This window comes from Fischerella muscicola PCC 7414, from assembly GCF_000317205.1.
Taxonomy (GTDB): domain Bacteria; phylum Cyanobacteriota; class Cyanobacteriia; order Cyanobacteriales; family Nostocaceae; genus Fischerella; species Fischerella muscicola.
Map to the genome: position 1 here is coordinate 22,945 of NZ_AJLK01000153.1, position 19,272 is coordinate 42,216.

At 38.9% G+C, this 19,272-nt stretch carries 16 protein-coding genes; 11 read left to right on the forward strand and 5 right to left on the reverse strand.

The features are described 5' to 3' along the window. Positions 1-46: 46 nt before the first annotated feature. From UYI_RS0124160 to UYI_RS0124210, 11 genes are all read left to right on the forward strand, one after another. Positions 47-1,069: a hypothetical protein gene (locus UYI_RS0124160; protein ID WP_016869255.1), complete on the forward strand. Its 1,023-nt coding sequence runs from the start codon at positions 47-49 to the stop codon at positions 1,067-1,069. 38 nt (positions 1,070-1,107) lie between these two features. Beyond that, the gene (locus tag UYI_RS0124165; RefSeq protein WP_016869256.1) at positions 1,108-2,223 is read left to right on the forward strand and encodes a glycosyltransferase family 2 protein; all 1,116 of its coding nucleotides are present in this window, start codon (positions 1,108-1,110) and stop codon (positions 2,221-2,223) included. Between the two features lie 93 nt (positions 2,224-2,316). Further along, positions 2,317-3,453: a glycosyltransferase family 2 protein gene (locus UYI_RS0124170; RefSeq protein WP_016869257.1), complete on the forward strand. Its 1,137-nt coding sequence runs from the start codon at positions 2,317-2,319 to the stop codon at positions 3,451-3,453. Between the two features lie 161 nt (positions 3,454-3,614). Continuing rightward, on the forward strand, positions 3,615-4,886 hold the full coding sequence (locus UYI_RS0124175; RefSeq protein WP_016869258.1) for a glycosyltransferase: 1,272 nt from the start codon (positions 3,615-3,617) through the stop codon (positions 4,884-4,886). 28 nt (positions 4,887-4,914) lie between these two features. Next, positions 4,915-6,087, forward strand: a complete 1,173-nt coding sequence (locus tag UYI_RS0124180) for a glycosyltransferase (RefSeq protein WP_016869259.1) — start codon at positions 4,915-4,917, stop codon at positions 6,085-6,087. Between the two features lie 61 nt (positions 6,088-6,148). Continuing rightward, on the forward strand, positions 6,149-7,297 hold the full coding sequence (locus UYI_RS0124185; protein ID WP_016869260.1) for a glycosyltransferase family 4 protein: 1,149 nt from the start codon (positions 6,149-6,151) through the stop codon (positions 7,295-7,297). Positions 7,298-7,434: 137 nt separating this feature from the next. Then, complete coding sequence (locus UYI_RS0124190) at positions 7,435-8,700, forward strand: glycosyltransferase family 4 protein (RefSeq protein ID WP_016869261.1); 1,266 nt, start codon at positions 7,435-7,437, stop codon at positions 8,698-8,700. Between the two features lie 306 nt (positions 8,701-9,006). After that, the gene (locus tag UYI_RS0124195) at positions 9,007-10,095 is read left to right on the forward strand and encodes an acyltransferase family protein (RefSeq protein ID WP_016869262.1); all 1,089 of its coding nucleotides are present in this window, start codon (positions 9,007-9,009) and stop codon (positions 10,093-10,095) included. Between the two features lie 3 nt (positions 10,096-10,098). After that, the gene (locus UYI_RS0124200; RefSeq protein WP_016869263.1) at positions 10,099-11,289 is read left to right on the forward strand and encodes a glycosyltransferase family 4 protein; all 1,191 of its coding nucleotides are present in this window, start codon (positions 10,099-10,101) and stop codon (positions 11,287-11,289) included. 28 nt (positions 11,290-11,317) lie between these two features. Continuing rightward, positions 11,318-12,667 (forward strand): hypothetical protein, encoded by a 1,350-nt coding sequence (locus UYI_RS0124205; RefSeq protein WP_016869264.1) that lies wholly within the window; start codon positions 11,318-11,320, stop codon positions 12,665-12,667. A 56-nt stretch (positions 12,668-12,723) separates the two neighbouring features. Further along, positions 12,724-13,992: a glycosyltransferase family 61 protein gene (locus UYI_RS0124210; RefSeq protein ID WP_016869265.1), complete on the forward strand. Its 1,269-nt coding sequence runs from the start codon at positions 12,724-12,726 to the stop codon at positions 13,990-13,992. 192 nt (positions 13,993-14,184) lie between these two features. On the opposite strand, the gene UYI_RS0124215 is transcribed toward UYI_RS0124210, so the two are convergent. The 5 genes from UYI_RS0124215 to UYI_RS37155 form a co-directional block, all read right to left on the reverse strand. Then, positions 14,185-15,315, reverse strand: coding sequence for a nucleotidyltransferase domain-containing protein (locus tag UYI_RS0124215; RefSeq protein WP_016869266.1), 1,131 nt, complete (start codon positions 15,313-15,315; stop codon positions 14,185-14,187). Between the two features lie 46 nt (positions 15,316-15,361). Next, positions 15,362-17,224, reverse strand: a complete 1,863-nt coding sequence (locus UYI_RS0124220) for an ABC transporter ATP-binding protein (protein WP_016869267.1) — start codon at positions 17,222-17,224, stop codon at positions 15,362-15,364. Continuing rightward, positions 17,221-18,159 (reverse strand): hypothetical protein, encoded by a 939-nt coding sequence (locus UYI_RS0124225; protein ID WP_016869268.1) that lies wholly within the window; start codon positions 18,157-18,159, stop codon positions 17,221-17,223. The genes UYI_RS0124220 and UYI_RS0124225 overlap by 4 nt, the downstream gene beginning before the upstream one ends. A gap of 357 nt (positions 18,160-18,516) precedes the next feature. Next, the gene (locus UYI_RS0124230; RefSeq protein WP_235148013.1) at positions 18,517-18,714 is read right to left on the reverse strand and encodes a lasso peptide; all 198 of its coding nucleotides are present in this window, start codon (positions 18,712-18,714) and stop codon (positions 18,517-18,519) included. A gap of 346 nt (positions 18,715-19,060) precedes the next feature. Then, positions 19,061-19,258 (reverse strand): lasso peptide, encoded by a 198-nt coding sequence (locus tag UYI_RS37155; RefSeq protein WP_026086145.1) that lies wholly within the window; start codon positions 19,256-19,258, stop codon positions 19,061-19,063. Positions 19,259-19,272 lie beyond the last annotated feature (14 nt).

The window sequence follows — 19,272 nt, forward strand, 5'->3', positions numbered from 1 at the left end:
TTTGTCTTTTTCATCAATTACACACCAGACGAACTTAGCAATTAAGATGACAAAAACTAAATCAAAACAACTGCCTCAGAACCAATATTCCCGGCTTCCAAAAGTACCTATCACACATGAAGGTAATACTAGCTTGTTAATGAAATGGATAACATGGTTAAACTTTAATGGCGCTTACAAATTCATTGACAGAAGCAAGGGTAGTCAGCGTCTTCTCGTCATACTTGCTGGTTATAAAGATTTTCTTTGGCCTTTAACTTTAAATAGAATAGCCAAGTTTATTCCATCAGATATTGATGTGTGTATAGCTTCTTCTGGCTTGTATGTTGCTCCCTTAGCACAATTAGCAGAAAATTTGGGCTGGTCATATCTTTATACAAAAGACAACAAAGTAGCGCTTGTACAAAACTTAGCAATAGCTAACCATCCACAAGCAAAATGGATTTATAAATTAGACGAAGATATTTTTATATCTGAGGGATTTTTTGATTCTCTACAGGAAGGATATTTGCGTATTAAGAAAGAAGGTTTGTACTATCCTGGAGTTTGCGCTCCCATTTTGAATATCAATGGTTATTCTTACATTAATTTTCTAAAAATTATTGCTGCTGAAAAAGAATATAAAGATAAATTCGGCGAACTTATACATGCTGCTAGTGATATTAAAGCACAATCTGATGGAGAAGCAGCTAAGTGGTTGTGGAAAAAAAGTCTGCCGTTTGATGAAATAGCTAGTTACATCAAAGCACAACCTTTTAGTTACTCACCAGTACCGCATCGATTCAGTATAGGAGCTATTTTATTTGAAAAGGAACTTTGGGAAAGAATTGGTGGCTTACGAACTTCTTTTTCTCAAGGTGGCCTTGGGCTAGATGAGTCACATTTATGTAAGGATTGTATGAACTTGTCTAGACCCATTATTGTCCTCCACAACGTATTTGCTGGACACTTCTCATTTCGACCTCAAGAAGCTGCGATGAGAGAATATTTGCAAGAAATATATCCTCAACTTTCTTTAGAGACAATCCCAGCAGAAGCTAGAGAGGTATTATCAAGTCAAGCAAAATAACAAAAATTTATAGAGTATTAAATTCAAGAGAAAAGCCAATGCAAGAACTGCAAACTGAAAAACTGCAACCCATTCAAATGTCCCCGCTTCCTGACAGTCCACTGGTCTCTGTATTAGTTGCTAACTACAACTATGACAGATACATCAGCGAGACTTTAGAAAGTGTCCTTAGCCAGACATATCAAAACTTTGAAATCATTGTTTGTGATGATGGTTCTACAGATAACTCTTGTGAAGTCATCAAAACTTATGTAGAGAAAGATTCGAGAATAAAGTTAATTCGCCAACAGAACAAGAAAGTGGCTGCTGCCTTAAATACGGCTTATCAAAAAAGTCAGGGGCAGATTATTTGTATCTTGGATGCAGATGATGTTTGGATGCCTAATAAGCTGCAAAAGGTTTTAGAGGCGTTTAAGTCTAACCCAGAGTGCGGTTTTGTAATTCATAATGTGATTCAAATTGATGAGCATGGAAATTTTATAAAATCAACTCCTATGTTGGATGGTTTAGCTTCAGGCTGGATGGCAGAATACGCTCTAGAAAATGGTGGATTTGTAGATAAAATACCACCAGCTTCTGCACTAAGTCTTCGACGTGAAATCACTAGCTTAATTTTTCCTTTAAACGAAGCTATGGTACGCAATACAGACAGTCTTATCTATCGTCTGACACCATTGATCACAGTAATTGGGTCTGTACCAGAAGTGCTAAGTCAGTTTCGTTTGCATAGCATAAATCTGACAAGTAACTCATCGTTGTTGAGCATAGAATCTATAGAAAAGGCACAAGATAGTGCTAGGCTTGTACATCAGGAGCAGAAAAAGTTTCTCAACAAAATTTATGGTGCAGAGATTGCAGAAAGACTAAAGAGTCAGCAGCATAATATAGCGTTTGTCAATGAGTGCTACTTTCTTGCCCGCCTAAAAGGTGTATCTAAAAGCGATCGCAAGCAAATACATCAGCAACTTATTACTCACCCTGAGTTCGATACCACGTTTAGCTGGTTTAAGCCTCATAGATGGGTAGTTCAATGGGATCTGCCAGATCCACTTTTTAACATATTATCCTATCAATTATACGGTCCCAGTAGGCTCAAACGCTTTATTAAATCGATACTTGGGGAAAGACTAACTGTAAATTCTGTGCGAAAGTAAACTAGTTTTCTGCTATTGTCGCAAGCATTTCAAATCATAGAATTACTATAAAAACTCATGAGACTAAAATATTTAAGATATGAGGAGTAGATAATGCAAGAACTGCAAACTGAAAAACTGCAACCCATTCAAATGTCCCGGCTTCTTGACAACCCATTAGTCTCTGTATTAGTTGCTAATTACAACTATGACAGATACATCAGTGAGACTTTAGAAAGTGTCCTTACCCAGACATATCAAAACTTTGAAATCATTGTTTGTGATGACGGTTCCACTGATAACTCCTGTGACGTCATTGCCAACTACGTTCGTAAGGACTCTAGGATTAAACTCATCAGTAAACAAAATGGTGGTGTTGCTAGCGCCTTAAATGCAGCCTACCAGAAGAGTCAAGGTCAAATCATTTGCTTACTAGATGCAGATGATGTCTGGATGGATAGGAAGTTGGAAAAGGTTGTGGAGGCTTTTAAGTCTGACTCTCAATATGGCTTTGTCATTCACAACGTCATGCAAATTGATGGGCAAGGAAACTTTCTCAGACCGACTCCTATGTTTAAGCATTTATCTTCGGGTTGGGTTGCACTTCATGCCTTAGAAAATGGTGGTTTTCCGCAAGATGTACCTCCAGCATCTGCATTAAGTGTGCGGCGAGAAGTCGCTGAATTTATTTTTCCTCTCAATGAAACGTTTCGGCGTAATGCAGATAGTTTAGTCTCCTTTTTAGCACCATTTATTACCGTGATTGCATCTATTCCAGAAGCATTAAGTCAATTTCGCTTTCATGGAGGAAATACAACCAGTCAGGTAAATTTGACAGTAGATACTCTAGAAAGGGGGCAAAGTGTTGGTGAAGCAATTCACAAAGAACAAAAACAGTTTTTAAGACGTGTTTATGGTGAGGCAGTTGCTCAAAGACTAACAAATTTGAACTGCAACTTACTATGCTGCCACGATCGCTACTTGATTGCCCGTCTCAAAGGTCTACCAAAGGCACAGACAAAAGAACTTCATCGTCAGCTGGTGAATCATCCACAATTTTATACCTGTAATAGCACTCCCCATCAAAAGTGGTTTTTGCAGTGGGGTGAGTATATACCAGATCCTCTGTTTCCCCCTATATTCAAATTCGTTTACGGTTCTGGTAGACTAAAACGTTGGGCAAGGAACCTGCTGGCGCGAAGACTCACAACACAATACACACAAGGGCAGTTGTTGATGCAAACAAAATAACAAACTCTAGCTAGCATTTACTTTGTGTAATGCAAAAATGAAACGTTGACAGCTTGAAACAAGAAAGTAAATACCAACCAACCTTTTTATATATTTAGTTAGCTAAATGCGATGGCCACAAGCGCAATTTAGCTCAAAGCAGTCGCTCAAGAGGATAAAAGATGACAACATCTTATAAGCTAACAGAGCCACAGTTGCAGCACAAAGCACTCAATAGCCGTCGGCTCATGCTGTTTGATATGTCTTGTGGTGGTCATCATGGTGCTTTCATCCAACATTTGATTCGCTACTGGGGTGAACATGACTTACCAGGATACATGGATATTGTAGTTATGCCCCAGTTTATAAAGCAACATCAAGACGTAGTGGATTTAGCTGCAAGTTATAGAAGCGATCGCCTGCGTTTTGTCCCAATTACTACCGAAGAAAAGGCTGAACTTGGTCCCTGGTCTACCTTTGCGCGACGCAAAATGCGTGCTTTGCGTGAGTGGAGTTTAATGAGTCGGTATGCCAAAAACCTAGGTACTACAGAATGCTTGTTAATGTATTTTGATACCTTTCAGTTATCAGTCGTGTTACGTCGCAAGCTGCCTTGTGCTTTTTCTGGTATCTACTTCCGACCAAGATTTCACTATGGAGATTTTCAAGCTATTACTCTTTCGCAAAAAGATCGCATCCGCCATTTGCAAGAACGTGTTCACATTTCCTTAGCTCTGGGCCATCCCCAGCTTAAAACCCTATTTAGCCTAGATCAGTTTTCAGTCAAGCACCTTAACAAATCTAGCAGCAATACCCAAGTAGTCTACTTACCCGACCCAGTACAAACTTATCCCGATAGCAAATTTCAGGCTAATTCTCTCAAAGCGAATTTAGGAATTGAACCAGGTCGCCTGGTATTTCTGATGTTTGGCATTATAGATGAGCGCAAAGGCATTCATCAAATTCTAGATGCAATTGCTATGCTACCGCCACATCTGTGCCAGAAACTTTGTTTGCTGCTAGTTGGTTGTATCAGTAGCGCCGACAAACCAAAGGTAAAAGCTCAAATCATTAAACTCTCTCAGCTTCAATCAGTACAAGTCATCACTCGCGATCGGTTTGTGATGGAGAGGGAAATTCAGTCCTATTTCCATATATCAGATGTGGTATTGACTATCCATCAACGTCATGTAGGGACAAGCAATACTCTGATTCGGGCTGCTGCTGCTCAAAAACCTGTTTTATGTAGTGATTACGGACTGATGGGTGAGTGGACACGCCACTACAAATTAGGTCTAAGTGTAAATTCGGCAGTGGTAAGTGAAATCGCCCAAGGTTTAACTCGGTTTTTGCAGGAGTCGCCAGAAAAATTTTTCGATTCGATTAGTGCTAGAAAGTTTGCCCGACAACACTCTGCTGAAAAGTATGCCGAAACAATTTTCAGCTATATGTAGCCGTAGTATTGTATAAAACAACAAATTCATGGCGAACTCACACCTACGCGTACTTTTTATCAGTCACACCTATGTAGTAGGTGTGAATCAGGGAAAGTTGAATGCGATCGCAGAAACTGGCAAAGTAGAAGTAGGCTTGCTAACTCCCAGTAATTGGAAAGCTCTGGAGTGGAATCGCCTGTTTGCAGTAGAAACACCCTACCCCACAATTAAAGTTTATACAGCACCCGTGTTGTTTACAGGTAGAGGTGGCGCTTACATCTATGCACCTTGGAAAATCTGGCAAGTAGTGAATGACTTTAAACCTGATTTGGTACAAGTTGAGGAAGAAGTATTCTCTATTTGTGCCTTAGAACTTGCAGTTTGGAGTCGACTTACAGGTAAGCCACTAGTGGTATTTGGTTGGGAGAACATGAATAGAAGCTTACCAATGCTACGTCGTTGGGTGCGTCAATTTGTCTTGAATACAGCCCAACTCATGCTTCCTGGCAATCAAGACGGAGCTGATTTACTCCAGCGCTGGGGTTACACCGGATTGATGGAAGTCATGCCACAAATGGGAGTAGATACTCATTTATTCAGTCCGCGATTATCCCAGGAACGCAAAAATGAAGAGTTTCGCATCGGTTTTCTAGGAAGATTAGTACCAGAAAAAGGTATTGACACCATCTTGGCAGCTGCTCACTTACTCCGAGAACGTGGACTTAACTTTCAGGTTATTCTTTGTGGTTCAGGTTCCCACGAAGAAGCGCTACAACAAGAGGCTCACCAGCAGCAAATAGCTGATTTAGTAATCTGGCGGGGGTCAGTGCGCCACAACCAAGCGCCTGAAGAAATTAGCAACTTTGACGTATTGGTTCTGCCCTCACGCACCACAGATACTTGGAAAGAGCAATTTGGACATGTACTTATAGAAGCAATGGCTATGGGAGTTCCGGTAGTCGGCTCTAACAGTGGAGAAATTCCTAACGTGATTGGGCGTACTGATTTAGTTTTTCCAGAAGGAGATGCACCAGCTTTAGCAGCTATCCTAGAACGAATGATCACTGAACCAAGCTGGAGGCAAGAGCTAGGATGCTACTGCATGACCAGAGTAGCTCAAAATTATACCCACGAACGAATTGCCGAACGCTTAATTAAGCTTTGGAACATAGTTCTGAATCAGAAAACACAAGAGTATGCCTTGAGCGCAGATAGCTAATTATGATCAACCCTTCAGTTCAACTTTTAGTAAAGTTCTGTAATGCACAAATGAGGTAACAATGCGTGTAGCGATTGTGCGTTCAATGCCCAATTTTAGTATGGATGTTTATGCCGATGGTGTCATTTCAGGACTAAAGAAAGTTCGACCCGATTGGGAAATAGTTGAACTAGCACCTCATCCCATAGATAGAAATAACCCCTCTTTATTTCTCAGAGCTAGAAAATACTATGAGCGTTTCTGGCGCTTCCCTAATTTTGTCAAATCTCAAACAGCAGACATATTTCATATCATTGACCATAGCGAAGGTCATATTGTTAATTGGTTAAAAAATCAGAACAAACCTATAGTAGTTACTTGTCACGATTTAATTAACTATTTCTATCAAGATAATCTCCATGGTGCAGTGCAAGTACCTATCGTTAGTAGTAACCTTTGGCTGCGCTCCGTGCAAGCTATGCAGCACGCCGACCACATTATTACTGTTTCCTCTGTAACAGCCAAAGATACAAATAAAATACTAAATATTGAGCCAAAACGTATTAGTGTAATTCCTAACGCTGTTGAGCCTATATTTCAGCCGTTACCAGAAAATCAGTATGATTGCTTTCGTCAAAAACATGGGGTTTCATCAGAAACATTTTGTCTGCTTAATGTCGGGAATGACCATCCACGTAAAAATATTTCTACTATTCTTAAAGTCATAAAAATATTAAAAGAAAAAGGGCTACCTATACATTTTTGGAAAGCAGGTTCGCCACTTACAGATGATAATCAAAAATTTATCCAAACTCACGGACTTGAAGAATATGTTACCTATCTCGGAAAACCAGATAAACAAACTTTAGTCAAAATTTATAATGCTGCTGATATGTTAATAGCGCCCTCATTCCATGAGGGATTTGGAATCACAATCCTAGAAGCAATGGCGTGTAAAACACCAGTGATTACCTCAAATGTGTCAGCTATGCCCGAAGTAGTAGGAGATGCAGGAGTTCTGGTTGACCCAAACAATGCTGAGGAAATAGCACAAGCAGTGTGTCATCTCTACAGTGACCCTATATCTTATCAAAAATTAGCTGAAAAAGGTTTAGCGAGAGTAAAATCATTTACCTGGGAAAAAACCGCAGAGCAAATTGCTCAAAAATATGAGGAATTACTACAAAGAACAGCAGAGGGCAGAAGGCAGAAGATCATTATGTATGAATAAAAACTTTCAACTAAAAGAAATCAAAAAATGGCTGAAATTTAGTTAGAGAAATTATTTGGAACAAATAATTATATTAAGTATATTTATCTCTAAATTTAGTGTTATTTATCTAACCATGTCCAAGAGGTATTTAGACTATGAAAATTCTGATATCAGCCTACTCCTGTGAACCAGGCAGGGGTTCTGAACCTGGTGTGGGCTGGAACGTAGCGCGAGAAGTTGCTAAGTACCATGAGGTCTGGGTATTAACTAGACCTGATGAAAGTGGTGACATTATTGAAGCAGAATTAGCTCGCAATCCAGTCCCTAACTTGCACTTTGTGTATTTCAATTTACCCATCTTGGGTAGCCTCTGGCGTTGGAACCAATCAGGGGCGATGCAAATTCACTACTATCTTTGGCAAATTCAAGCATATTTTGTTGCCCGTCGCCTGCATGGTCAGATTGGCTTTGATGCGATTCACCATGTTACTTTTGTGAAATATTCCAATCCTAGTTTCCTTTCGTTGTTACCTGTTCCTTTTATTTGGGGTCCGGTTGGTGGCGGAGAATCTGCACCAAAAGCCTTTTGGCAAGATTTTTGTTGGCGTGCCAAAGCTTACGAAACTGCACGCAGCTTGGTTCGTTGGCTAGGTGAACTTGATCCATTTGTCCACATGACTGCCAAAAAAAGTGCCATAGTTAGAGCTACAACAGAGGATACAGCTAAGCGCATTCGCAAAATGGGTGTCAATCAGGTAGAGGTGATTTGCGAATCAGGTTTACCCAAGGAAGAAATTCTTAGTCTTGCTCAATGTTCAATGCCCACCGACTCTACCGTTAGGTTTATTAGTATGGGTAGGCTACTACATTGGAAAGGTTTTCACCTGGGAATACGTGCCTTTGCTAAAGCTAATCTGCCAAATTCCGAGTACTGGATTTTAGGCGATGGACCTGAACGCCAAAGGCTGCAAAATCTGGCTGAAGAACTAGGAGTTGCAGAAAAGGTGAAATTTTGGGGTAGGCTACCAAGAGAGCAAAGCTTAGAAAAATTAAGTAAGTGTATCGCACTGGTTCATCCCAGCCTCCATGACTCTGGTGGTTGGGTTTGTCTGGAAGCTATGGCAGCAGGCCGTCCGGTACTGTGCCTTGATTTAGGAGGACCCGCAGTCCAGGTTACATCTGAAACTGGTTTTAAAGTTTCTGCCCATACACCCCAACAAGCAGTAGAGGATTTAGCTCTAGCAATGACCCGCTTAGCAGAAGACTCAGAACTGAGAATCCACATGGGCACAGCAGCACAAACCAGAGTCAGAGAAGTATTTGACCGAGAAGTAATGGGTTTAGCTTTGGCTCAACTTTATGAGGAAATTGCAGCACCAAATAATAATCAGCCTAAGCCGATTTTGCTTCACTCAAACTAATCTTCTTGTATGACTCTGGAGAAATAAAAATACTAACCCTACTCAAAACCTCAGAAAATATCTTGATTGTAATTTGTACAATTCTCCCAAAGGGAAGAACTTTGCTAACACATTTCTACTTTATTATTTAAACTTCGTTAGTTGCGAAAGTTAAGTGCAAACAAAATTTCAAGATTATTTTCTATAGAGAGAGATAATAGAGGTATAATAACGTATTGCTAAGTGAAAAGCTAAGTAAGACTGCGAGAACAGTTTACTTTGATGAAGTTTATCAATACATTGACAGTATTTTTATAAACAGAGAATATGCAAAAAACAAGATTGGTGGGTGTAGACCTATGTCGAGGAATTGCAGCGTATGCTGTTGTTTTATTACATTCTGGTGATCAAAGTTGGGGTTATATCAGTCCTTTAGCATCAGAATTTAGAAGCTTCTTTTATTTTGCAGTTCCCTTTTTCCTAGCTACATCTTTTTATTTCTCAATGGGCAAAGTATATACAGGATTGACTGTTGATTTCTGGAAGCAGAGATTCCAGCGTATTATCATGCCATACATTATCTGGACTATATTTTATTTCTTTTCTAAAATACTGATGTTTAACATTAGCAAACAACCAGATAAAATTAAAGACTTATTTTTAGACCCAGTTTCAATTATTTTTTTTGGAGGAGCATCGCTGCAATTATACTACTTACCTATTTTGATAGTAGGTACTTGTTCATTGTTAATTGCAGAGTATTTAGTTAAGCGGCATACTCGAGTTATTGTATTAGCTTTTTTGAGTATTGTCAGTATGTTTATCTACAATTTATTTTTAGTGTCTGGAAATGATTTTCAGTTGGGTCCTAACGTCGCTTTTCAAAATATAGTTAAATTAATAGCACCTAATGCGAATGAAATTCCTCCCTGGAGAATCATATTTGTTCAAATAGCATTTCTCATCAGATGTCTTCCATACCTTTTTATTGCAATGGTTCTTCAGCCATTAATTTCCAGAAAAGAATATACTAAGCATGTTAACTTTATAACTCTCTCTTTTTTTGTTTTTTTTATTGTTGTTTGTAGTTATGGTAAACTATTTTTACCTATTGCCGTACAGGAATTATTCTTAGGCTATTCACTACTAATTTTGGGTATTTATTTATCACAGTATTTAAAAAATAATAATCTAATTAATAGTTTAGGATTTTGTTCCTTTGGTATTTACTTAATCCATACAATATTTATAAATATATTTCAAATAATAATAGAAAAATACCTGCCAATTTTGCTGACAAAAATAACGATATTTTCCCTGCTAAGGATTTCTATTTGCAGCTTTTTATTAAGCTGGCTCACTGTATATCTCATGCTCAAAAATAAATTTATTGCTAAATATATGTTTGGTACTTAGATAATGCATATCTTAACTATTCATAACTACTATCAGATTCGAGGAGGGGAGGATGAGTGTCATGAAGCTGAAGTAAGACTCTTACGCGAGAGAGGACATCATGTTGAAGTACATGAGGAAAACAATGATCGGATGGCGGCATTGAGTAACTTCAGCAAGGTTACGAAAACAATTTGGTCTCGGGAAACTTATCAAACAGTCAAGCATCTATTAAAAGAACAACCTTATGATGTGGTGCATGTACAGAACTTTTTTCCCCTAATTTCTCCGTCAGTATACTATGCAGCAAAAGCAGAAGGAGTACCTGTAGTCCAGACCTTACACAATTACCGTCTTTTGTGTCCTAACGCTTTATTTTTCCGTAATGGAAATATTTGTGAAGACTGCTTGGGGCAATTTATTCCCTATCCGGGAGTGTTGCATGGTTGTTACCGCAATAGTCAAATTGCCAGTGGAGGTGTAGCAACGATGCTGGCGGTGCATCGGGCAATAAATACCTGGACAAAAATGGTAGATTTATACATTGCCCTGACTGAGTTTGCCCGACAGAAATTTATTGCTGGTGGTCTGCCAGCAGAGAAAATTGTGGTCAAACCAAACTTTGTTAGTCCCGAACCTGCTGTTGGCAACGGCAGTGGTGGCTACGCCCTTTATGTAGGTAGACTTTCTGTAGAAAAGGGTATAGATACCCTCTTAAAAGCTTGGGAACATCTCGGTCCACAAATTCCTCTCTTCATTGTAGGTGATGGCCCTTTAGCTGACCAAGTAGTAGAAGCTGCAAAACGGCATTCTAGTGTGGAATGGCTGGGACGCAAACCAATGTCACAAGTGCATGATCTAATGGGAGAAGCGAGGTTTTTGGTTTTTCCCTCAAAGTGGTATGAAACTTTTGGTCGCGTTGCAGTTGAGGCCTTTGCGAAAGGAACTCCAGTCATTGCTGCCAATATCGGTGCGATCGCAGAGTTAGTAGATTCCGGTCGAACTGGCCTGCATTTCCGTCCAGGTGATCCAGATGACTTAATAGCTAAAGTAGAGTGGATGTTAGCAAACCCAGTAAAGCTTGCTTACATGCGCCAAGAAGCACGGGCAGAGTTTGAAGCTAAATACACCGCAGAGCAAAATTATCAAAAACTAATGGAAATTTATACTAAGATGCAAAAACTTGTTCCGAATAATAAATTACGACATCATTGAATCATCAAATCAAAACTTAGGGGGATAGATGAACGCCGGGATAGGAATTTATAGAAAAAAAGCAGCGTACATTAAAAATTCTTTACTCATACCATTTGCATTTGCTACCGCTTTTTTCCCCCGGATTCTCTATTCTTTAGGTTTTCCCTCATTTATCAATTTTTTTCACTTTTTCATAGTTCCACTGGCTTGCGGCATTATCATAATAAAAACAAAAATTAAAGATAAAAAGCAAATTTCTCTTTCTCAAACTCTCATAGTTGCTCTTTTCATCTTACTAGCAGTCATGACTGCTAGTGCCCTTCTTAATCGGGCTGGAGTGATTAACGTTTTTCTCTCATTGATGTTGCTTGGTGAGCCTTTTTTACTGCTACTGGCAATAACTTGTATTACTAATTCTCCTGAAACTCTCAAACGAATTAGAACCTGGATATTAAGGTTTGCCTTTGTACACCTATTTTTGGCTTTTCTTCAGTATTTTCTTCTCAGTATTGGCAGACCTTTACCTGCACGTATCGTTATAGCAGGACCAGACAGTATCCAAGGAGTGTTTTTTGTCTCAGGTTCTGGTCATGTTGTGGGTGTTTCTGTGTCTATGGCATTTGGTCTATATTATTTCGTCAGTGCCAAGACTGCTCCTATGTGGCTGCGAATTTCTGTTTTCTTTGCTGCTTTTTATCACCTTTTAATTGCGGATGCCAAACAGGTACTGCTCGTATGGCTTATGGCCTGGGTACTATTGATATTTATTAAATTAAACGATATTAAAGCAACCATACAGTATTTAATAGCCGCAATCTTAATTGGTTATGCTCTGAATTGGTGCTTACAAAATCTAGAAATCTTTAGTGCTTTCAAAGTTTGGATGAGACCAGAACTTTACGGCCCTGACGGTTTAGCTACTCAACTGAAGACAGAACCATTGAAAATTATTCCCTCATTTTATAAATCACCCTTAAATTGGTTATTCGGTCTTGGACCGGGTCATACTATTGGACGATTAGGAGGGTGGATGTTAAAAGACTATTCAGCTTTATTAAGTCCATTGGGTGCTACCATTCATCCCGCCAGTCAGGCTGTTTGGGATGCTTGGAGTGAACTGTCTTGGTTAGACTCTAGCTTTTTTGCTCCATTTTGGGGTTGGGCAGGGATTTGGGGAGATTTGGGATTTCTAGGTTTGGGAGCTTATATATATCTTGCTTCTATTGTATGGCGTCGGCTTTGTTTGGATGACTATTCTAAATTCCAGATGCTGACTGTGATGATTTTTGGTTTTATTTTCACTCAGATGGAAGAACCTGGATATATGCTTTGTGTGGCTTGTTTGATTGGTCTGCGATGGCATGAGGTGCAGATTGCCAAGCGATCTTTAGTTTGACAAATGACCAATGACCACCCTAACGAGTTTGTGCCGACTTACTTAAATATTTTTCTATGCAAATTCTCGATCAAATCACACCTCAACTCTATGCAATCATCAAACGCGATCACAGGCTAAAAAATTTGGTGATGCCAATTTGGCAATTCCTATCAAAGTTTGCTGTCTGGATACGTAGTTTATCTAATCGTTCCAAATTTTTACCTCCACCAAGCGGAATTTGCCAGTCAGTTCAAGATTGGGTAAATACCTACCCTAGTGCCACAAACCAAAAGCCAGCTAACTATCAAGTCATCTACCCTAGTCACACAGTTACTAGAGCGTTACCAAAAACCATTGATGCAAACATACATTGGAAATTTCGGATTAACCAACAACGGCAACTGCCAGATGCATTTGTTGCTACCATCCCTAATGGCAGAGTTTGGGGTGATGGTAATGTCATTACACCCGACAATCAACTTCTAGCAGAAGTTTCAAAAGTCATAGGCAAAGGAGAATACATTCTCGATTCAGCCAAGCATCCCATTTTCTTCCAGGAAAAACTGCCGCCTGTCCAAAAAATATCGGGAAGTGTAGCAGTTCTCTCATCTGCTGGGGGAACAGGCTACTATCACTGGCTCTTTGATATCTTGCCACGCTTAGCATTATTACAAAAAGCAGAGATTGCATTTGAAGAGATTGATAAGTTTTTAGTTAATAGATATATCTCACGATTTCAGATTGAAACATTAAATACTTTAGGTATCCCCCGTAGCAAAATAATTGAAAATCATTGGAATCCACACATTGAAGCTGAACAACTTGTAGTTCCTGCTTTAGTTGGAGAAACTAGTCATATGCCTAAGTGGGCTTGCGATTTTTTGAGGGAAAATTTTCTCGGTGACAAAACAAAACAAAATAAACAGACACTTCGTCTCTACTTAAATCGCACACAGGTCGTTCACCGCAAAGTAGAGAATGAATCAGAAGTTATTGACTTTTTAAGTGGTATGGGATTTCGCAATCTTTCCTTAGAAACCCTGTCAGTTGCAGAACAAATTGAATTGATGGCGGCGGCTGAAGTAGTAATTGCACCTCATGGGGCCGGGTTAACTAACATTGTCTTTTGCCAACCAGGTACAAAAGTCATTGAATTGCTGTCACCTAAGGCAGTTAATTTCATGTATTGGTCTTTAAGTAATCAGGTAGGACTGGACTATTACTATCTTCTCGGTGAAGGAGAAGTACCACCTGAGCCGATTGATCCCTATGCCAATAATGATAATATTTTGATTAATTTAAACTCGCTTTTTCGGGTGCTTGAATTAGCCGAAATTCGGTAAGTAAAGAAATAAGAATCGCATGTAGCGGTACATTCTTGTTAGGGTTCTCATGAGAATAAACCTTGTGCAAAAGTTTATTTCCTAAAAATTCAACTGCATATAAAAACATATGTACACAGATTTGCATTTACGTTTGTATCTGTACATCTGGTAAGCACAATCATTTAAAATCTAATTTTCCCAAAAATTCTATTATTCATCTAGTAAAACATTTTTATCTCTCATTAACCAACGCAGAAATAATTCAAAATACAGAAGTTTGTTCTGCAAGCCTTCTCTCACCCTAATTTGGTAAAAAGTATTTTGCATAAATCTATGAGAATCAGTATTTCTAGTTAATAGTTGCTGACATATACTTGAAGAGAGGGAAACAACTTCTGGGTCAGCTTCTATGGCTTGTAAAACCTCATTTGGTAGAGTAATGCCTATAATGTTATAAGTTAAGAAAAGACCAATAAAAACCATTCGCCTACAATCAAACTCGCTAGCTTGTTGAATTAACATTTGCCAATTAATTTCTGGATTCCGTCCGATTAATTCTGCAATATCAGCCAACCAACTCAGTTTTTCCCAACGATGTCGAGATGCGTGTGTACTCAGTAATAGTAACCAATTTTCTGGTGAGAAACTATAGATTTCCATGCCACCAAAGCTAGATGATAGAAGATGTTTCCAAATATACTTGACTTCTATTGAAGATGTGTATCGGGGTGTAATTCGCCAATGAACCTCCAGCATTATTCGCTTGCTATCATGAATAAAGTTATAAGTATGCTTACTTTTGTCTTTTAGGTAAGCGGCTTCTTCTGTTTTTGTTAATTCAATTTTTGGTCTATATCCTTGAGAAATTAGTAAATCTTTAAATTTTAAAACATCTTGTGGTTGTACTAATATATCTAAATCGCAGAACTGGCGCAGTGCGATATTTCCATATAATAAGTTTGCTAAAACAGGACCTTTATAAGGAACAGCCAAAATTCCATTTTCTTGCAATAGGCGTAGGAGTTGTACAAGTTCCCCGGTCAATTGTAAACTGCGTTGAGCATTTGTGTAGAAAAGCTTGCGAAGTTGCTCGAGAACATCTTGAGGAACAGTATCTGATGCGATCGCATTTATATTAGTATACAAAAGTGGTATCAAACCATGTTTCCATGCACTACTGGTGATCTCTTGCCAGTCTAAATCTGTTCGTTGAACCAAACTTTTTATTTGTTCGGTTTTGGCAGCATCTATTTTAGTAGAAGCACAACAAAGAAGTAGCTGCATTTCAGGACGAACATTGACATTTAAAATCTTGGTATTTAACTTTGCTAGAGTTTGCATTTGTTTTCTTCACTTTTTAGAAGTCTATGATTTATCGCCCTTCTGCCTAAGCAATCCCATTTTTAACTTTCTGACTTGGAGTGGACTCCATTTGTGCTTTCCAAGACTCAGCATAAAGTCCACCCAAAGCTAATAATTCGCCATGATTTCCTGACTCTACAATCCGACCAGCACGCATTACGTGAATTATGTCTGCTTGCATAGCAAGAGTGAAACGGTGAGTAATCACAACAGCAGTACGACCTTCTGCTAGGGTACGGAAACGTTCTAACCAATCGTATTCAGCCCAGGGATCCATAGCACTTGTTGGTTCATCTAAAATAATGATTTGAGCGCGTCTAAAAAATGCTCGTGCTAGCGCTAAACGCTGCCACTGACCCCCACTTAAATCGGTTCCATCAGGAAACAATTTACCCAGCATCGTGTTGTAACCCAAAGGTAAGCGCATAATTTTATCGTGAATACCAGATGCTTTAGCTGCCGATTCAATCTCTGCCTGGTTTGATTGTGCTGTGATATCTCCCAAAGCAATATTGTCACCTGCTGTGGTGTAGTAGGGAATTGGAGATTGGAACAAAACAGTAATTAATCTACGGAATTCTTTGACAGCAAAGTCACGCAAGTCTATGCCATCTAATTCAATCCTTCCCGAATCTGGATCATAAAAGCGACACAAAAGCTTAATTAGCGTACTTTTGCCTGCGCCATTGTCACCAACGATCGCTACAACTTTACCAGCTGGAATCGTCAAGTTAAAATTCTCTAATACAGCTTCTGTAGCACCAGGGTAGCGGAAAGTAACCTGTCGAAATCGAATTTCTTTCTGAGGTTTTATAGGTACAGTAACTGGATTTTCTGGGTCTACTATTTTGGGCTGGATTTGTAAAAACTCAAATAAGTTACCAACAAATAAGCTATTACGATAAATTTTTCCAATATTACTTAATGATTCTTTAACAATACTTTGCCCCTGATTAAATACCTGAAAAAATAGAGCTAAATCTCCTAATGTTAGAATACCTAATAATACTTGCCGCCCCATCCAAGCTAGGGCCCCGCCAGTAATTGTCAGTGCAATGATGGCAGCAACAAAGCGACCTAAAGTTTGCAGTTTTAATAAATGGAATTGTTCTTTCATAAGTCGCCGGCGCAGAATCTGATAAGAAGACTGGAAATGATTAGCAAAGTCAAATAATCGTACTTCTGCGGCTGTGGAACTGTTTGTTAGCAGATAGTCATAATACATCAGCCAGCGACGGTCAGTTGTTGTCCGCTGTGACCATTGATATTGAATTTTGCTGAGATACATTAATACGTAGAACGCAGGAAAAGCACTGATAATTAAAATTGTCGGTAGCCAAAGACCATAAGGAATTAAGATTGTTGCCATCGCAAACAATGTGACACTGTTTTGCAGCAAACTACCAATGCTTTCTAATAATGCTAGCGATCGCCCACTTGCTCCTTCTCGGGCGCGATTAAGTTTGTCATTATATTCTGAATATTCATAAAAACCATAATCTACTGCCACTGACTGGTTATGAATCAAAGCTGTGATATGGTCATTTACTAATTCTGATTGAGCAGTGCGAATCCATTCACCAGAACTATTTAAAAACTCTCCCAACAGCATGATACCCGCCATCAATGCTACTGGAATCAAAATCTTCTGAACGCTTGCCGCAGAGATACCATGTCCGGCAACTACTACTAAATTATCAACTACCTGACGAGTGAAAGTAATGGAAATAGCTGGAAGTAATCCTTGCACTAATAACATTACCATCCAAGCTAAAGTCCAGTAGTGAGAGGCCGCCCAGACAAGACTTAGAGTTTTACGTAAATGACCTAGTATAGTGTTTGCACTACGAAATTTGCTCTTCAAGATATCAATACCCTGTGAATTCAAGATTTGGTAGCTAACGAATAATCAGAGGAAGTTTTAAGACTATTAGTATTACTACTATCATGTTGTGCTGTCAGCAGGGCAATATCATCCTCAACTAACTTCACTAAATTTGGTAAATCTTCCAAGGAAGGTTTGCGAGTAAAACGACAGAAACTCACACTTTTAATTAACTCGCTACAAAGACGTAAATGGCTAGCAATGAATTCTTTTTCTGTTAGTAAATTAATAGCACGAGTATGACGTACCAATTCTACAAATGCTGCTTGGGGTAACATTTTGGTAATCAAATGTTCACTTCCTTTATCTAAAACGTAAATCCGTTGTAGCGGGAGCGGAGTTTGCTGAAAACCATGAGCAAATTTGTAGGATAGTTTTGATGCATTTTGGTAAATTGGCGATAAATTTTTGGTCTCGTGTCCTAAAGAAATTAAAGCTTCTGGAAACACTTTAAATTGAGGATAAGCAGGTAATACCAACACTTGCCCTGCTGTAATTTCGATGGGCATAACATCATCAGTTAAAACATTGTAGCCTTTTTGATGAAAAGCGGCTGCCAAAGTAGACTTGCCCCATCCAGAACCACCCATAAATGCCACACATTTGTGATTGATGCGAATACAACTAGCATGTAGAACTAACAAGCCCCTTTGTCGCAGAAGTACACACAACATGGGGCCTAAAAGTACAGTGCGAAGCAAAGCTTCATCCACGTTCGGTAAAGGATTGATAACGATTTCCCGTCCGTCTTGAATAAAACACTTACCTACTTCTGGTATTTCTCCAACGAAATTTTTACCGCCATCATGTTGTATTGCAGTTACATCATCTATTTTGCCAAACCGCACAATTACATCTGGCTCACCTTCAGTTTCAATCAGTTCGGGAAGTGTAAATTCAGAAGCAATGCACAAGTTATAGACTTTGAAAAATTTCATTGGTTTTATCGAATGCAATCATAAAAGAGATTTAATACAAACTTACCAAGCATATGTATCTGAGCAATTACACTCCTAGATAATAAAGATGTAGTAGGTTGAAGTTAACGGTATTCAAACCCAATCAAAAATGGTTGGGTTTTGCAACCTCAACCAACCTACAAAATTGTGCTTTTTCCTAAAAAGGAAAAAATTTGCTCTCAGTGAGCTATCTATTAACTGCAACAGCAAAAATTATGTTTTTCTACATTAGTTCAGCTTAATTGCTTAACAAGAAAAACCAAATTTGATGTTATTTGCGCCTGCATTTGCTCAAATAGTTTTTACTGCTTGATTTCCAAGATTTTGCTGGTAAAACTACTTGACTTTGCAATTTAATCGATTGCCATTGCTAGTGCAGTTTATATCTCGCGAACCGATATCATCACCGCCAGATATAGAATTGCCATTGAAAAAGAGAAAATCTATCCTGCTGGAACTACCAAGAATTTGTGTAATTTCAGCAACATCACCGTAAACGGTTAGTTTAGGAACGCTGTACGCTTTCTTCATCATGTGTCTCCTAATTTGTGAGTGTAGATAGTTTTTGCTACAAGTAAAAGGTAGTGCCCCAGACTTGGACTTACGGTGTAGCTTAGTGGTCATAGAACTGTCGTATCTATAACCACAACCTGCCAAGAGGTTGGATTTACGGTATTGTCGAGAGCGATATGTACCATAATCCCTAAGCTACAACCTGCCAAGAAGTAGAACTTAATATGATCACCTGCTTCTACAAGAAGTAAAACTTAGAGCATCACCTGCTTGTAGAAGTAATCAGCTTTTTGTTAGCTGTGCCTGTCTTAATTCAGGCGGTGATAATCAAGATTTGAATGAATCAGTGGCCTAGTTAGCTCAAACTCTACTTCTGTACAGGATGAATGATCCCGTCTATAGATCCTTGAGCAGGTGTACCACCGTCATCTGTTCCATCTGTATCTGGAATGTTTGAACCGTTAAAAAACAGAAAATCAGTCAATTGTTTGTTACCAAATGCCTGTGTGATATCTTCGACACTACCGTGTGCAATCAGCATTGGCGTACTATACGTTTTCTTCATCGCTGTAACTCCTT